Annotated in this window: 15 protein-coding genes; all 15 read right to left on the bottom strand. The window is 69.3% G+C overall.

Annotation, left to right across the window (positions count from 1 at the left end):
* Positions 1-365: hypothetical protein (locus VI078_06475; protein ID HEY5998936.1), on the bottom strand; the 365-nt coding region annotated here is incomplete at its 3' end.
* A gap of 82 nt (positions 366-447) precedes the next feature.
* A complete protein-coding gene (locus tag VI078_06470; protein HEY5998935.1) occupies positions 448-1,164 on the bottom strand; it encodes a methyltransferase in 717 nt (238 codons plus the stop codon).
* Between the two features lie 494 nt (positions 1,165-1,658).
* Positions 1,659-2,090: an ATP synthase F1 subunit epsilon gene (gene atpC, locus VI078_06465; protein HEY5998934.1), complete on the bottom strand. Its 432-nt coding sequence runs from the start codon at positions 2,088-2,090 to the stop codon at positions 1,659-1,661.
* A complete protein-coding gene (gene atpD / locus VI078_06460; protein HEY5998933.1) occupies positions 2,091-3,635 on the bottom strand; it encodes a F0F1 ATP synthase subunit beta in 1,545 nt (514 codons plus the stop codon).
* 83 nt (positions 3,636-3,718) lie between these two features.
* Positions 3,719-4,573: an ATP synthase F1 subunit gamma gene (gene atpG, locus VI078_06455; GenBank protein HEY5998932.1), complete on the bottom strand. Its 855-nt coding sequence runs from the start codon at positions 4,571-4,573 to the stop codon at positions 3,719-3,721.
* A 40-nt stretch (positions 4,574-4,613) separates the two neighbouring features.
* Positions 4,614-6,122: a F0F1 ATP synthase subunit alpha gene (atpA, locus tag VI078_06450; GenBank protein HEY5998931.1), complete on the bottom strand. Its 1,509-nt coding sequence runs from the start codon at positions 6,120-6,122 to the stop codon at positions 4,614-4,616.
* Positions 6,119-6,676, bottom strand: coding sequence for an ATP synthase F1 subunit delta (atpH, locus tag VI078_06445; protein HEY5998930.1), 558 nt, complete (start codon positions 6,674-6,676; stop codon positions 6,119-6,121). Before atpH ends, atpA begins: the two co-directional genes overlap by 4 nt.
* Positions 6,673-7,257, bottom strand: a complete 585-nt coding sequence (locus VI078_06440) for an ATP synthase F0 subunit B (protein HEY5998929.1) — start codon at positions 7,255-7,257, stop codon at positions 6,673-6,675. Before VI078_06440 ends, atpH begins: the two co-directional genes overlap by 4 nt.
* On the bottom strand, positions 7,257-7,682 hold the full coding sequence (locus VI078_06435; protein ID HEY5998928.1) for an ATP synthase F0 subunit B: 426 nt from the start codon (positions 7,680-7,682) through the stop codon (positions 7,257-7,259). Before VI078_06435 ends, VI078_06440 begins: the two co-directional genes overlap by 1 nt.
* 110 nt (positions 7,683-7,792) lie before the next feature.
* A complete protein-coding gene (locus VI078_06430) occupies positions 7,793-8,215 on the bottom strand; it encodes a polymer-forming cytoskeletal protein (protein ID HEY5998927.1) in 423 nt (140 codons plus the stop codon).
* A 51-nt stretch (positions 8,216-8,266) separates the two neighbouring features.
* Positions 8,267-9,142, bottom strand: a complete 876-nt coding sequence (locus tag VI078_06425; protein ID HEY5998926.1) for a ParB/RepB/Spo0J family partition protein — start codon at positions 9,140-9,142, stop codon at positions 8,267-8,269.
* Positions 9,084-9,896, bottom strand: coding sequence for an AAA family ATPase (locus VI078_06420; protein HEY5998925.1), 813 nt, complete (start codon positions 9,894-9,896; stop codon positions 9,084-9,086). The genes VI078_06425 and VI078_06420 overlap by 59 nt, the downstream gene beginning before the upstream one ends.
* 205 nt (positions 9,897-10,101) lie before the next feature.
* Entirely contained in the window at positions 10,102-10,764 is a 663-nt protein-coding gene (gene rsmG, locus VI078_06415; GenBank protein ID HEY5998924.1) for a 16S rRNA (guanine(527)-N(7))-methyltransferase RsmG, read from the bottom strand.
* A gap of 11 nt (positions 10,765-10,775) precedes the next feature.
* The gene (gene mnmE, locus VI078_06410) at positions 10,776-12,143 is read right to left on the bottom strand and encodes a tRNA uridine-5-carboxymethylaminomethyl(34) synthesis GTPase MnmE (GenBank protein ID HEY5998923.1); all 1,368 of its coding nucleotides are present in this window, start codon (positions 12,141-12,143) and stop codon (positions 10,776-10,778) included.
* A gap of 171 nt (positions 12,144-12,314) precedes the next feature.
* Positions 12,315-13,787 (bottom strand): membrane protein insertase YidC (gene yidC, locus VI078_06405; GenBank protein ID HEY5998922.1); only part of this gene is annotated, 1,473 nt, incomplete at its 5' end.

Raw genomic sequence — 13,787 nt, 5'->3', positions numbered from 1 at the left:
GGCACCTTTGGCGCGGGCGCCGGCGACGGCGCGGGAGCTGCCGCCGCCTGCGCGGGTGGCGCCACGGATGGGGCTGCCGGCGCCGGTGCGGCCGCAGTCGCGCCGCCGGGGATCTTCTCGTCGTACGCGCCCGCGAGCAGCTCCTTCATCAGCGCCTTGTGCTGCGCCTTCATCATCTCCTTGAGCCGCTCCGTGCAGTCGGGCTTCTCGAGCAGTTCCCGGTACGACGTCTTGCGCGACGCGAGGATCGCCCCCTTGTGGTACAGGAGACTTACCACGACGGGATTGGCGGTGCCGTTGTCCTCGGTCTGCACGTGGAAGGTCTGGCCGCGGTACTTGAAATCGGTGTTGAAGCCCGGAACCATTCTGTCGACGCCCCTCCGTGCGCCGCAATATAGTCCAATTGCAGGGATGCCGCAACTGATTGCCGTCTTGGGCTTTTTCGCCTCACCTCCCACCGCCGCAGCCCTGGTCCACGAGCGCGAGCAGCTCGGCGCTCTGGTGCCCGGGGCGATCGTGCACGGCGAGCTGGGGCAGCACCCGCAGCCCGGGCCTGCCACCTTTCACGGCGGTAAGAAGGCACAGCCGGGGCGGCGCGTCGGGGAGCGGGGCGACGAACCGGAGCACCTTCGGCTCGATGTCCGCCGCCGCCAGCCCGACGATGAGCTCCGGGAGGCGCTCGGCGAGGTGGATCACGTCCAGTGCACCGCCGAAGCGCAACAGGGCCGCCGAGACCCGCGCGAGATCGGCGATCGCGAACGACGTTTCCATCCTTGCGGCGGCGCGGCCCGGGTCCGGCGGCACCGCGCCGGAGCCGGCCCTGCGGAACGGGGGGTTGGCGACCACGCGGTCGAAGTGCTCAGGGGGAAGGAAGCGCGGCGCCTCCCGCAGGTCGGCGCGGATGACGTGGCAGCGAGCCGCGAGCCCGTTGGCCGCGGCGTTGGCGGCGGCGTGGCGCGCGAGCGACGCCTGCAGCTCGATCGCGACGACGCGGGCGGTGGGGACGCGGCGCGCGAGCAGCAGGCCGAGGAGGCCGACCCCCGCGCCGAGGTCGAGGATGCGCTCGCGCGCGCGCGGCCGGGAGAAGCCCGCGAGCAGGAAGGGGTCGAGGCTGTAGCGGTACCCCCGCGCCGGCTGCGTGAGGATCAGGCCGTGTGCGTCCACCGCCACGTCCCCCCCGTGCGAATGTCGGGCCCCGGGGCTGCGGTGCCCGTTCACTTCTGTCGCGCCGCGGCCACGCGATGTGCGGGCAGCGCAACTCGACGAGCGCGACAGCCAGGTCGCCGGCCCTTCCGGCCCGCACTGTTGACAGCCGGCTCCCTATGGCCGTTCACGGGCACCCCAGCCCCGGAGCCCTGTTGACCGGCCGGCACGTGCACAGGCGCGATGGCAGGGGCCTTCCCGGAGGGAGATGGCGCGAAGACGCCGATCAGCCCGGAGCGCTGCGCGGGACGGTCGCGAAGCGACGCGCCAGCCGCAATCACAGGCAGATTCGGGAAACTGGCTGCCCAGGTCATGCAGGAGCGTCATAGCTCGCATCGGGGGTGACAGCGGCGGCAGCCGCGCCAGAGGGGGCGGAGCCCCCATGGAAGCGCCCGCCGAAGGGCGTTGCCGCGAAGATTGCCGCAGCGGGCGCTGGGCCTCCGGAGTGACCCGGGCTAATGGGCCTCCGGGCGGGCGACGCGGAGGCGGACTTCCAAGAGGGCGAGCTCCTCGTCGATCTCCTCGACCCGCTCCTCGGTGAGCCCGACCGTCTCGCGCTCGGCGAGCAGCTGCTTGCGGCGCGCCTCGGTCGCCGCGGCGTCGATGTCCTCCGCCGCGACGGCCTGCTCGACGAGCACGATAACCCGGTCGTCGCGCACCTCGGCGACGCCCTTGCCGAGGGCGATGACGCCCGGTCCCTCCGGGGCCCGGTAGGCGAGCGCCCCCGGCACGATCTGCGTCAGCAGCGCGGCATGGGCGGGCAGCACGCCCAGCTCGCCCTCGCTCCCCGGGAGCGTCACCTCGAACACGTCCCCCTCGACGACCGAGCCCTCGGGCGTGAGGACCTTCAGCGCGAGCAGGCCGGTGGCGGCGGTCTCGGTGCTCACCTACTTCTTCTCCTTCGACTCCTTGGCGGCCGTCTGCGCGGGCTCCTCCTCGCGCAGCCTCTTCGCGGCCTCGACGACCTCCTCGATCCCGCCGCGCATGTAGAAGGCCTGCTCGGGGGTCAGGTCGTGCTCGCCCTTGAGGATGCTCTTGAAGCCGGCGATGGTGTCCGCGAGCTTGACGTACTTGCCCGGGATGCCGATGAACTGCTCGGCGACGTGGAAGGGCTGCGAGAGGAAGCGCTGCATCTTGCGGGCGCGGGCGACCGTGAGCTTGTCGTCCTCCGAGAGCTCCTCCATGCCGAGGATGGCGATGATGTCCTGCAGCTCCTTGTACTTCTGGAGCACCTGCTGCACGGCGCGGGCGGTCTCGTAGTGGTCGGCGCCGAGGATGCGCGGGTCGAGGATGCGGGAGGTGGAGTCGAGGGGGTCGACCGCGGGGTAGATGCCGAGCTCGGCGATCTGGCGCGAGAGAACGGTCGTCGCGTCCAAGTGCGCGAACGCGGTCGCCGGGGCCGGGTCGGTCAGGTCGTCCGCGGGCACGTAGATCGCCTGCACGGAGGTGACCGAGCCGCGGCGCGTCGAGGTGATGCGCTCCTGCAGGGCGCCCATCTCGGTGGCGAGCGTCGGCTGGTAGCCGACGGCGGAGGGCATGCGCCCGAGCAGCGCGGAGACCTCGGAGCCGGCCTGCGTGAAGCGGAAGATGTTGTCGATGAAGAGCAGCACGTCCGTGCCCTCGTCGTCGCGGAAGGCCTCGGCGACGGTCAGGCCGGTGAGGCCGACGCGCAGGCGGGCGCCGGGGGGCTCGGTCATCTGGCCGTAGATGAGCGCCGCCTTGCTCTTGGCGCGCGAGGCGGGGTCGGCCTTCGTCAGGTCGAACTCGCCGCTGGCCTTCCAGTGCTCGTAGAACTTCTCGCCGAGGTTGATGACCTTGGACTCGACGAACTCGCGGAACAGGTCGTTGCCCTCGCGGGTGCGCTCGCCGACGCCGGCGAACACCGAGAAGCCGCCGTGGCTCATGGCGACGTTGTTGATCAGCTCCATGATGAGCACGGTCTTGCCGACGCCCGCGCCGCCGAAGAGGCCGGTCTTGCCGCCCTTGGTGTAGGGCTCGAGCAGGTCGATGACCTTGATGCCGGTCTCGAACATCTGGGTCGTCGTCGAGAGCTCGGTCATCGCCGGCGCCGCGCGGTGGATCGGCGAGCGCTTCTTGACGTCGAGCGCCCCCATCGTGTCCACGGGCTCGCCGACGACGTTGAGGATCCGGCCGAGGACCTCGCGGCCGACCGGCGTCGAGATCGGCGCGCCGGTGTCGCGCGCCGTCATGCCGCGGACCATGCCCTCGGTGGGCTTCATCGAGACCGTGCGCACCGTGTTCTCGCCGAGGTGCTGGGCGACCTCGAGGACGGTGTCGATCTTCTCGGTGCCGCGCGCGGTCGCGACTTCCTGCTGGATGACCAGCGCGTTCATGAGCGACGGCAGCGTGCCGGGCTCGAATTCGACGTCGACGACCGGGCCGATCACCTGGGCAACGCGGCCTTCCTTCATCCTTGCGTCCTCCTTACCGTGCGCTTCGTCCGGGGACAGACTGACGTCTGCCCCCTCGGCGTTCTCGTGTCAGTCGATCAGCATCAGCCGGCCAGTGCGTCGGCGCCGCTCACCACCTCGATCAGCTCCTTGGTGATGACGGCCTGGCGGGCGCGGTTGTACGTCAGGGTGAGCTTCGCGATCATCTCGCCGGCGTTGCGCGAGGCGGCGTCCATCGCGGCCATGCGCGCGCCGTGCTCGCTCGCGGAGCTCTCAAGCAGGGCGCGGAAGACCTGGCTCGTGACCAGCTCGGGAAAGAGCTGGGCGGCGATGCTGGCGCGGTCGGGCTCGAAGATCGCGTCTCCCGCGGCCTCTCCTTCCCCCGCCCCCTCGAGCGGCAGGAGGCGGCGCAGGACGACCTTCTGCGCGATGACCGAGACGAACTCGTTGTAGAGCAGCCAGACCTCGTCGCTCTGCCCCTCGAGGAAGCGGCCGGTGGCCTGCCCCGCGATGGCGACGGCAAGGGCGCGGTTGACCCCGCGGAAGGTGTCGAGGTGCTCCCCGGCGATCTCCCAGCCGCGGCGGCGCGCGAAGTCGCGGGACTTCTTGCCGACGGCCACGACGCCGACCGGCATGCCGGCGCGCTCGCGGATGAAGCGCGAGGCGGCGTTGAGCACGTTGGAGTTGAAGCTGCCGCAGAGCCCCTTGTCGGAGGTCACGACGATCAGGTCGATCTGCTTCGTCTCCCGGCTCTCGGCGAGCGGGTTGCCCTCGGCGCCGCCGAGCTCGGCCAGGTGCACGGCCACCTCCCGGACGCCGTCGGCGTAGTCGCGGTACGCCAGCGCCCGCTCCTGGGCGCGGCGCAGCTTCGCCGCCGAGACCATCTTCATGGCCTTGGTGATCTGCTGCGTGTTCTTGACGCTCTTGATCCGCCGCCGGATGTCGCGGAGGCTCGCCATCGCCGTCTCTCCCCGGGTCCCTGGTCCGAGCGCGGCCGCGCTAGGCGGCGAACGTCCCCTTGAAGGTCTCGATCAGCGCGCGCAGCTTCTTCTCGGCGTCCCCGGCGAGTTCCTTTTTCTCGAGGATCTCGCGGTAGACTTCCGGGGCGGCGGTGTCGATATGGTCGAGCAGCGCCTTCTCGAAGTCGCGGACCCTGTTCGCCGGGAGCGTGTCGAAGTAGCCGTTGGTGCCGGCGAAGATCGTCACGATCTGCCGCTCGACGGGCATCGGCTGGTACTGGTCCTGCTTGAGGGCCTCGACCATGCGCTGGCCGCGGTTGAGCTGGGCCTGCGTGGCCGCGTCGAGCTCCGAGCCGAACTGCGCGAAGGCCGCCATCTCGCGGTACTGGGCCAGGTCGAGGCGCAGGCGCCCGGCGACCTTCTTCATGCCCTTGACCTGGGCGCTGCCGCCGACGCGCGAGACGGAGATGCCGACGTTGATCGCGGGCTTGATGCCGGAGTAGAAGAGGTTGGCCTCGAGGAAGATCTGGCCGTCGGTGATGGAGATGACGTTCGTCGGGATGTAGGCCGAGACGTCGCCGGCCTGCGTCTCGATGATCGGCAGCGCGGTGAGCGAGCCGCCGCCTTTCTCCTGGTTGAGCTTCGAGGCGCGCTCGAGCAGGCGCGAGTGCAGGTAGAAGACGTCGCCCGGGTAGGCCTCGCGGCCGGGGGGGCGGCGCAGCAGCAGGGAGAGCTGGCGGTAGGCCGCGGCCTGCTTGGAGAGGTCGTCGTAGATGATCAGGGCGTGGCGCTTGGTGTCGCGGAAGTACTCGCCCATCGCGCAGCCCGAGTAGGGCGCGAGGTACTGCAGCGGCGCGGGGTCGGAGGCGTTGGCCGCGACGACGATCGAGTAGTCCATCGCGCCGTAGTCCTCGAGGGTCTTGACGACGCCGGCGACCGTCGAGGCCTTCTGGCCGATCGCGACGTAGATGCAGATGACGTCCCCGCCCTTCTGGTTGAGGATCGTGTCGATGGCGATGGCGGTCTTGCCGGTCTGGCGGTCGCCGATGATCAGCTCGCGCTGGCCGCGGCCGATCGGGATCATGCCGTCGATGGCCTTGATGCCGGTCTGGAGCGGCTCCTTGACGGGCGCGCGGTCGATGACGCCGGGGGCGAGCCGCTCGACCGGGAAGAACTCCTTGGCCGCGATCGGCCCCTTGCCGTCGATCGGCTGGCCGAGCGCGTTGACCACGCGGCCGACGAGCGCGTCGCCGACGGGGACCTCCATGATCCGCTTGGTGCGGCGGACCTCGTCACCCTCCTTGATGGCGCGGTCGTCGCCGAGGAGCACGACCCCGACGCTGTGCTCCTCGAGGTTCATCGCCAGACCGAAGATGCCGCCCGGGAACTCGAGCAGCTCGCCGTACATGACCTTCTCGCAGCCGTAGACCCGCGCGATGCCGTCGCCGACGGACAGGACGGTCCCGGTCTCCTCGACCGCGACGCTCTTCTCGAAGGCCTCGATCTCGGACTTGAGGACCTGGCTGATCTCTTCGGGCTTGATCATCATGAGAGGGACACTCCTTCCAGGAGTTGACTTTGAATGGCCCTGAGCTGCGAGCGGATGGCGCCGTCGAACGTCAGGCTGCCCGCCTTGACCACCAGCCCGCCGATGAGCTCGGGCTCGACGGCGAGCGAGAGGATGACCTTCTTGCCGAAGCGCGTGGCCAGCCGCGAGCGGATCAGCTCGACGACGTCGTCGGCGAGCGCGGCGGCGGAGGTGACGCTGGCGCGGATGATGCCGGCCTGGGCGTCGGCCAGGGCGCGGAACTCCTCGACCACGTCGCCGAGGATCTCGATCCGGCCCTTGCGCAGGAGCAGCCGCAGGAAGTTCTGGTTCAGCGGCTGCAGCTGCGAGGCGCCGAGGAAGCGCTCGAGCGCCTCCAGGCGCCGGTTGAGCGGGAGCATCGGGTTGGTGAAGAGCTCGAGAATGCGCGGCTGGTCGGCGAGGAAGGCGGCGGCGTTCTCGAGGTCGGTCAGGACCTGCTCGAGCGCGGCGCCCCGCTCGAGCGCGACGGCCACGAGCGACTTGGCGTAGCGGCGGCTGACCGTGCGCGAGATCATCGGCCGCCCTCGAGCGACGCAGCGTACTCGTCGAGGATGCGCTGGTGGTCCGCCGCGGTGATCTGGGCCTTCACGCTCGCGGTGGCCGCCTGCACGGCCAGCTGCGCCGCCTCGCGGTGCAATTCGGCCCGCGCCTTGGCGACCTCCTGGCGGATCGTGTCGCGCGCGTGCTGGGCGATGCGCTCGGAGGCCGTGCGGCCCTCCTCGATGAGCAGCGCGCGCTCGCGCTCCATGTCGGCCGAGGCCTGCACGCGCATGGCCTCGATCTCGGCCTCGAGCCCGGCGGCCTTCGCCTGGAACTCGGCGAGGCGGGCCTCCGCGGCGCGCCGGCCGGCGGTGGCCTCCTCGACGGCGGCGCGGACCGCGTCGCTGCGCGCGGCCATCGCCTGCGTGATCGGCTTGGAGAGGTACTTGAACGCGAAGAAGGCGATGATCGCGACATCGAGGACCTTGATCCCCATCTCCCAGAGGATCTTGTCGAGCGGCATCGCCTCGTGGCCGCCGCCCTCCGAGGCGAACGCGGCGGCGGCGACGAGGAGCACGGCGGGGACGAGGGCGGCGGCACTGCGCAGCCGCCGCATCAGACCGCCCTCCCGAGGACCTTCGCGGCGATGCCGTTGCTGAGAGCCCGCATCTCGTTGCGAAGGTGCGCGCGCGCGGCCTCGACCTCCTTCTTCAGGTCGTCCTCCGCCGCGTCGATGGTGAGGATCGCCTGGCGCTTGGCCTCCTCGATCGCCGCCCGCTGCTCGGCGAGCGCCTCCTTGCGCACGTCTGCGCGGCAGGAGAGGTTCTCTTCCCGGGCCGCGGTCATCCTGCGCGTGTAGTCCGCCGAGAGCTCGCCGAGGGCGGCCTCGGAGCCGCCGGCGTCTGCCCTGAGATTGTCGATGGTCCGGCGCCGGCGCGCGAGGTACGCGCGCATCGGGCGGAAAAGGAAGAGATTGACGATCACCATGAAGGCGAGAAAGAACCCGAGTTGAGCGAAGAAAGTCCAGTTGATGCTGAGCATGCGCCATCTCCCCGCGGTTAACAGCCAAGACCGGGAAAACGGTTGGATGTTAAAGCAAATGTGAGCATGTCTGTCAAGGACATTTTTGCCGCCGCATGTGCCCGAAAGCGCTAGCGCGCCAGCAGCCGTTCCTGGTCAAGGCTCGGTTCGCCGGCCGGGGCTTCCGCGCCCTGCGCCGCGGCGCGCCCCATCGTGCAGTTGCCCTCGAAGATGACTCCCTCCTCGATCACGAGCGACGGCGTGCAGATGTTGCCGTAGAGGCGGCCGCTCGGATGGATCTCGATCTTGCGCTCGGCGGTGACGTTCCCGTGCACGGTCCCGCCGATCACGACGACCCCGGCGTGGATGACCGCGTTCACCTGGGCGCCCTCGCCGATCACGAGCATGTCCTTCGTGAAGATCTCCCCCTCGAGCCGGCCGTCGATCCGGACCGTGCCCTCGAAGGTCAAGATGCCCTTGAAGCTCGTGCCCTCTCCGAGAAAGGCGTTGAGGTTGCCGCCGCCCGCCGGCGAAGGCATGCGATCCTTCTTCATGGAGCGTTCCTCCTCCCCGAACAGCCGCGTCGAGAGCGCCATGTCGACTCCTTATGATGACCGAAGATGTTGCGCCAGGCGATCGAGTTCGTCCAGCGAAAAGTAGTGCAGCTCGATCACACCGCGCTTGCCACGGTGGCGGATGGCCACCTTGGTACCAAGCGCCCTCCGAATCGATTCCTCTAACTCATTGATATATATGTCTTTCTTGTCTTTGTGGCCGTCGCTGCCGACTTTTGGGGCCTTCCCCGCACGCTTTGCGAGCTTCTCGGCCTCCCGCACCGATAGCCCCTTCGAGAGAATTGCTCTTCTTGCCGCCAGCTGGCCATCGCGGCCGGGAATCGCGAGAATGGCCCTCGCGTGGCCCATGCTCAGCACCCCGGAAGCGACGTCGCCCTGGATTTCCTCAGGAAGCGTCAGCAGGCGAATGAGGTTGGTCACCGATGAACGGTCCTTGCCGACCCGGGCGGCGATTTCCTCGTGCGTGAAGTCCAGCGTGTCCGCGATGTGCTGGTAGCCGCGCGCGGTCTCGATCGGGTTGAGATCCTCGCGCTGAACGTTCTCGATCAGCGACATCTCCATGGCGTCCGCCGACTCGACGCTCCGCACCACTGCGGGGATTCGTGCAAGGCCCGCCTGCTTCGCGGCCCGCCAGCGGCGCTCGCCCGCGATCAGCTCGTAACGGCCGTCATCGAGCGGGCGGACGATGATGGGCTGGATCACCCCTTTGGCGGCGATTGACGCGGTCAGCTCGTTGAGCTTGTCGGTGGGGAACTCCTTGCGGGGCTGGTGCGGGCTCGGGACGATCTTCGACAGTTCGAGCTGGAGGAGACCGGCCTGTGGCGGCGTGGCAGCCGTGGGGTGCTGGTCAGGCGTTCTCTGGGGGATGAGGGCTCCCAGCCCCCGCCCCAGCGCTCTTCTGGTCATGGCTGATGATCTCCTCGGCGAGCATGAGGTAGGACTCGGCGCCCTTCGAGCGGGCGTCGTAGAGAATGACCGGCTGCCCGAAGCTCGGCGCCTCGCTGAGCCGGACGTTGCGGGGGACGACCGTCTTGAAGACCTCCGTCGGGAAGTGCTCCCGGACCTCGTCCTCGACCTGCTTCGTGAGGTTGGTGCGCGTGGTGTACATGGTCAGCAGGATACCCTCGATCCGCAGCGAATCGTTGAAGCTCGCCCGGATCAGGCCGATCGTGTTGAGCAACTCGGTCAGGCCCTCGAGCGCGTAGTATTCACACTGGAGCGGGACGAGAACGCTGCCGGCGGCGGTGAGCGCGTTGACCGTCAGCAGGCCAAGCGAAGGCGGGCAGTCGATGATGATGAAGTCGTAGTCGTCGCGGTACGGGGCGATTGCCTCCTGCAGGCGCGTCTCGCGCTCCGGAAGATTCACCAGCTCCAGCTCGGCACCGATGAGGTTGATGTTCGATGGCGCCACCGAGAGCGACGGGATCGCCGTCCGCTGCGTGACCTCGGGGAGGGTGCGCTCGCCGATGAGCACGTGGTAGATGCTCAGTGCGATCTCGTGCTTGTTGACGCCCGTGCCGCTGGTGGCGTTGCCCTGCGGGTCGATGTCGATGAGGAGCGTCCGTCTCTCAGCGATCGCGAGGGCGGCTGCCAGGTTAATGGCGGTCGTGGTCTTGCCCACCCCGCCCTTCTGGTTGGCTACCGCAATGATCCTCGCCACGCGACATCCCCCCGCGGAACCGCCCGCCAGCGACCGCTCCGAGCCGAAAGCGAGCCGGATGCTAACACAGAAACGATGGAGAGAAAAGGGACCGGCCAACGGCAGCTTGCGGCGGATGTTTCACGTGGAACATCGCAGGGTGCTGTCGCGTGGAAAAAGGTTCCACGTGGAACATCGAAGCCAGGGACGGGGCAGGTTCTGTATCTCAGGCGGTGGTGACGATGATCAGCGAGCGCCTTGCCTCGAGGAAGGGAATCTCGACTTCGCTCAGGCTCCAGGCGGCGCCGATCGCGCCGCAAGCGCGTCCCAGTTCGTCGAGCTCCTGCGTCGTCGGCGCTCCCTTGTAGATCAGGGCGCGCCCGCCCGGCGCCAGGAGCGGCAGAGCCAGCCTGAGGACGGCGGCTGCGCTTCCCAGAGCGCGGCTCACCGCCCAGTCGTAGGCTTCGCGGTGCGACTTCTGCCGCGCCAGATCTTCCGCCCGGGCGCAGAGTGCCTCGATCTCCGCGCAGCCGGTGGCGCGAATCACTTCGCTGCAGAAGGCGACCTTCTTCCGAATGCTCTCGGCAAGGGTGATGCGCAGTCCGGGCAGCGCGAACTTCAGGGGGAACGAGGGGAACCCCGCTCCCGCTCCGAGGTCGATCACCCGCGCTGCAGGAGTCCCGGAAAGCACTCCCGCTCCAGCCAGCGAGTCGAGGAAGTGATGGACGATGATCTCCTGCTCCCCGAGGCGCGTGGTGAGGTTGATCCGGCTCCCCCAGGTCTGGAGCAGGGAGAGCAGGATGCCGAACAGCGATACGGCATCGTCCGTCAGGGCGACGCCCATGCGCGCAGCCCCCTTCACGAGGAGATCGCGTGAAGACTCCTTCACCCTCCCCTCCCCTATTTCCCGATGCAAAAGCGCGAGAAGATGCGGTCCACGATCTCTTCGCCTGCCGTTTCGCCGGTGATCGCCCCGAGGGAAGCCGTCGCCCAGCGCAGCTCGGCCGCCACCTGGTCGAGGGTGCCGGCGTCGTCCGCGAGGAGACCGGCAGCCCGCTCCGCGGCGCCGGCCGCGGCGCGCAGCGACTCTCGGTGGCGGAGGTTCGGCGCCGCGGCATCGCCGTCCTGGGAGCGCTCCCGGCAGCGCTCGGCGACGGCGCGGGTCAGATCAGCGCAACTGCCGCGGTCCAGCGTCGACAGCGAGAAGATCGGCAGTCCCGGGCATGCCAGTTCAAGGTCACGGCGATCGAATCCCATGGGCAGGTCGGACTTCGTGAGGACGACGAGCGGCGTGCCCGCCCGGAACTGTTCGATGAGCGCCAGATCATCAGCGGCCAGCGGCGCCGCGGCGTCGACCGTCAGGATCAGCAGATCGGCATCGACCATCTGCTGCCGGCCCCTCTTGATCCCTTCCCGTTCGACGGGGCTCCTGGTCTCCCGCATCCCGGCGGTGTCGACCAGCGTGACCAGAGCACCCTCCATCGGGAGGCGCTCTTCTATGTAATCCCTGGTCGTCCCAGGTTCCGGCGAGACTATGGAGCGCTCTCGTGAGCATAACATATTGAAAAGACTTGATTTTCCAGAGTTGGTCCTGCCGGCGATCACCACCCGCCGGGCCCCGGTGTATTCGTCACGGCCCTGCCCGAGCGCCGCGACTTCCCGCAGTTCAGCCGCGAGCGAGCGGATCGTCGCGGCGTCGGGCCCGGCAGAGGCTACGTCCTCGTCTCCGTGATCGAGAAGGACCTCGGCCGCCGCGATCTCCTCGAGAAGCCGTCCGGCGATCGCCCGCACGCGCTCCCCGAGACCTCCGTGCAGCCGCGAGAGCGCCGCCTGTCGCGCCGCGTCCGTCCGGGCGGCGATGAGCTCCGCCACCGCCTCCGCCTGCGAGAGGTCGATGCGGCCGGCGAGGTACGCGCGCTTCGTGAACTCCCCCGGTGCTGCCAGGCGGGCGCCGGCATCGATGACGGCGCGCAGCACCGCGTCGAGTGTTGCGCGTCCACCGTGGCACTGCAGCTCGACCGTCGGCTCTCCGGTGTAGGAACCCCCCGCGCGCATCCGCACCGCGAATGCCTCGTCGATCTGCCGTCGGCTCTCGGGGTCCACCACCGTGCCCAGGATGAGGCGCAGGGGCGGCGCCGCATCGAGCGCGCGCCCTCCCCTGCCCCGGAACACGCGCGACCCGACCGCGAGCGCCTCGGGGCCGCTGATGCGCACGATGCCGATCCCGCAGCCCGCGCCGGTGGCAATCGCCGCGATCGTGTCGCTCACTGAAGCCTCACGCCCGCAGTTGCAGCGGCGTTCCAGGTTCCCAGGCATCGGCACGGCGGAGGGGTGGCGCGAAGGGGGGGCCCCCCGGCGGGCGGACCGAAAGGGAGCACGACGGGGGTCCGCAGCGACAGGACCCCGAAGCCATCACAGTGAACGGTGTGGCACTGTGGGCTAGGCGCGCGGCAGGCGCTTCTTCTTCCCCGTGCCCCCGGCCTCGTCGACGACCGCCGCCGTCGCGGCTTGCCCGCGCGCGCCGAGGACCCGGAAGACCTTCTGCTCCGCGATCGAGAGCAGGTTGGAGAAGAGGAAGTAGAGGACGAGCCCGGACGAGAAGTTGATGAACATGGCCGTCATGATCACGGGCATGAACATCATCATCTTCGCCTGCGCCGGATCGCCTGCCGTCGGCGTCATCCGCTGCTGGATGAGCATCGTCACGCCCATCAGGATCGGGGTGATGTAGTACGGGTCCTTCAGCGAGAGGTCCGGGATGTAGAGGAAGCCCGCGCCGCGCAGCTCGATCGCGTTGTAGAGCACCTTGTAGAGCGCGAAGAAGACCGGGATCTGCACGACCATCGGCAGGCAGCCGGCCATCGGGTTGACCTTGTGCTCGCGGTACAGGGCCATGGTCGCCTGCTGGAGCCCCTGGTTGTCGCTCTTGAACTTGGCCTTGAGCGCGGCCATCTTCGGCTGCAGCTCCTGCATCTTCTTCATGGACCGGAACATCTTGAAGCTGACCGGGAAGAGGGCGGCCTTGACGAGGAAGGTGAGCGCGAGGATCGCCAGCCCATAGCTCCTGAGGAAGCCGTAGCAGAACTGCAGGATGCCCAGGAAGGGGATTGCCAGCCACCAGAACCAGCCGTAGTCGACAGTGAGCTCGAGGCCCTTGGCCGCGGCCGCCAGCACCTTGCGGTCCTTCGGGCCGAGATACATCGCGACGCGGTAGGTCACGGACTGGCGCGGCCCGAGCGCGGCCAGCTGCGAGTGCACGCCGATCTCCTCGCCGGCCGGCGTCGTGCGCCGGGCGAACGCCGAGAGCGAGCCCTCCAGCGGCAGCAGCGCGGCGACGAAGTAGCGGTTGCCGACGGCCACCCAGGAGACCGGGCCGAGCTCCTTGGCCTCGCCGACCTTCTTGACCTTGACGCTGTCGCGGTTCGAGCCGGCGAGATACGTCACGCCCTCGTCGTTCTTCGCGCTCTCCGGGAGATGCCGGTCCACGCCGGGCCCGAACGCCATCTCCCAGGACACGGCGCGCGGGGTCTCCCCGGCGTTCTCCAGCGTGATGAGGACGTCCCCGCGGTAGCCACCGGGATCGAAGCTGTAGGTGCGCGTCAGCCGCAGCCCGCCGGCGTCGGCGCCGGCGAGCGTGAAGCCGGTCGGGGTCCGTTGCACGAGTTGCGGCCGGGCGAACGCGGCCTGCGTCGCCGCGTCGGTGAAGACGAAGGAGAGCGGCAGCGCGGCGGAACCGGGGCGCACGATCTCGAGGGGCGTGCCGCCGATGGAGGCGTCCGCGGCGTCCTTGGCGCCCTTTGCGTAGGTGTAGGATTTCAGCCGCCAGCTCTCGAGGCCGCCACCGACGTTCGAGAAGGTCGCATTCCAGAGCGGCCGGTCGACGGCGACGGCCTCGGGGGCCGCCGACGCGAC

Source organism: bacterium (assembly GCA_036524115.1).
Taxonomy (GTDB): domain Bacteria; phylum JAUVQV01; class JAUVQV01; order JAUVQV01; family DATDCY01; genus DATDCY01.
This window is presented reverse-complemented; position numbering and strand designations above follow the sequence as displayed.

Coding starts and splice junctions, on each gene's coding strand:
- atpD (HEY5998933.1), bottom strand. CDS start 3,635: ATGAAGGAAGGCCGCGTTGCCCAGGTGATCGGCCCGGTCGTCGACGTC.
- atpG (HEY5998932.1), bottom strand. CDS start 4,573: ATGGCGAGCCTCCGCGACATCCGGCGGCGGATCAAGAGCGTCAAGAAC.
- atpA (HEY5998931.1), bottom strand. CDS start 6,122: ATGATGATCAAGCCCGAAGAGATCAGCCAGGTCCTCAAGTCCGAGATC.
- atpH (HEY5998930.1), bottom strand. CDS start 6,676: ATGATCTCGCGCACGGTCAGCCGCCGCTACGCCAAGTCGCTCGTGGCC.
- VI078_06440 (HEY5998929.1), bottom strand. CDS start 7,257: ATGCGGCGGCTGCGCAGTGCCGCCGCCCTCGTCCCCGCCGTGCTCCTC.
- VI078_06435 (HEY5998928.1), bottom strand. CDS start 7,682: ATGCTCAGCATCAACTGGACTTTCTTCGCTCAACTCGGGTTCTTTCTC.
- VI078_06430 (HEY5998927.1), bottom strand. CDS start 8,215: ATGAAGAAGGATCGCATGCCTTCGCCGGCGGGCGGCGGCAACCTCAAC.
- VI078_06425 (HEY5998926.1), bottom strand. CDS start 9,142: ATGACCAGAAGAGCGCTGGGGCGGGGGCTGGGAGCCCTCATCCCCCAG.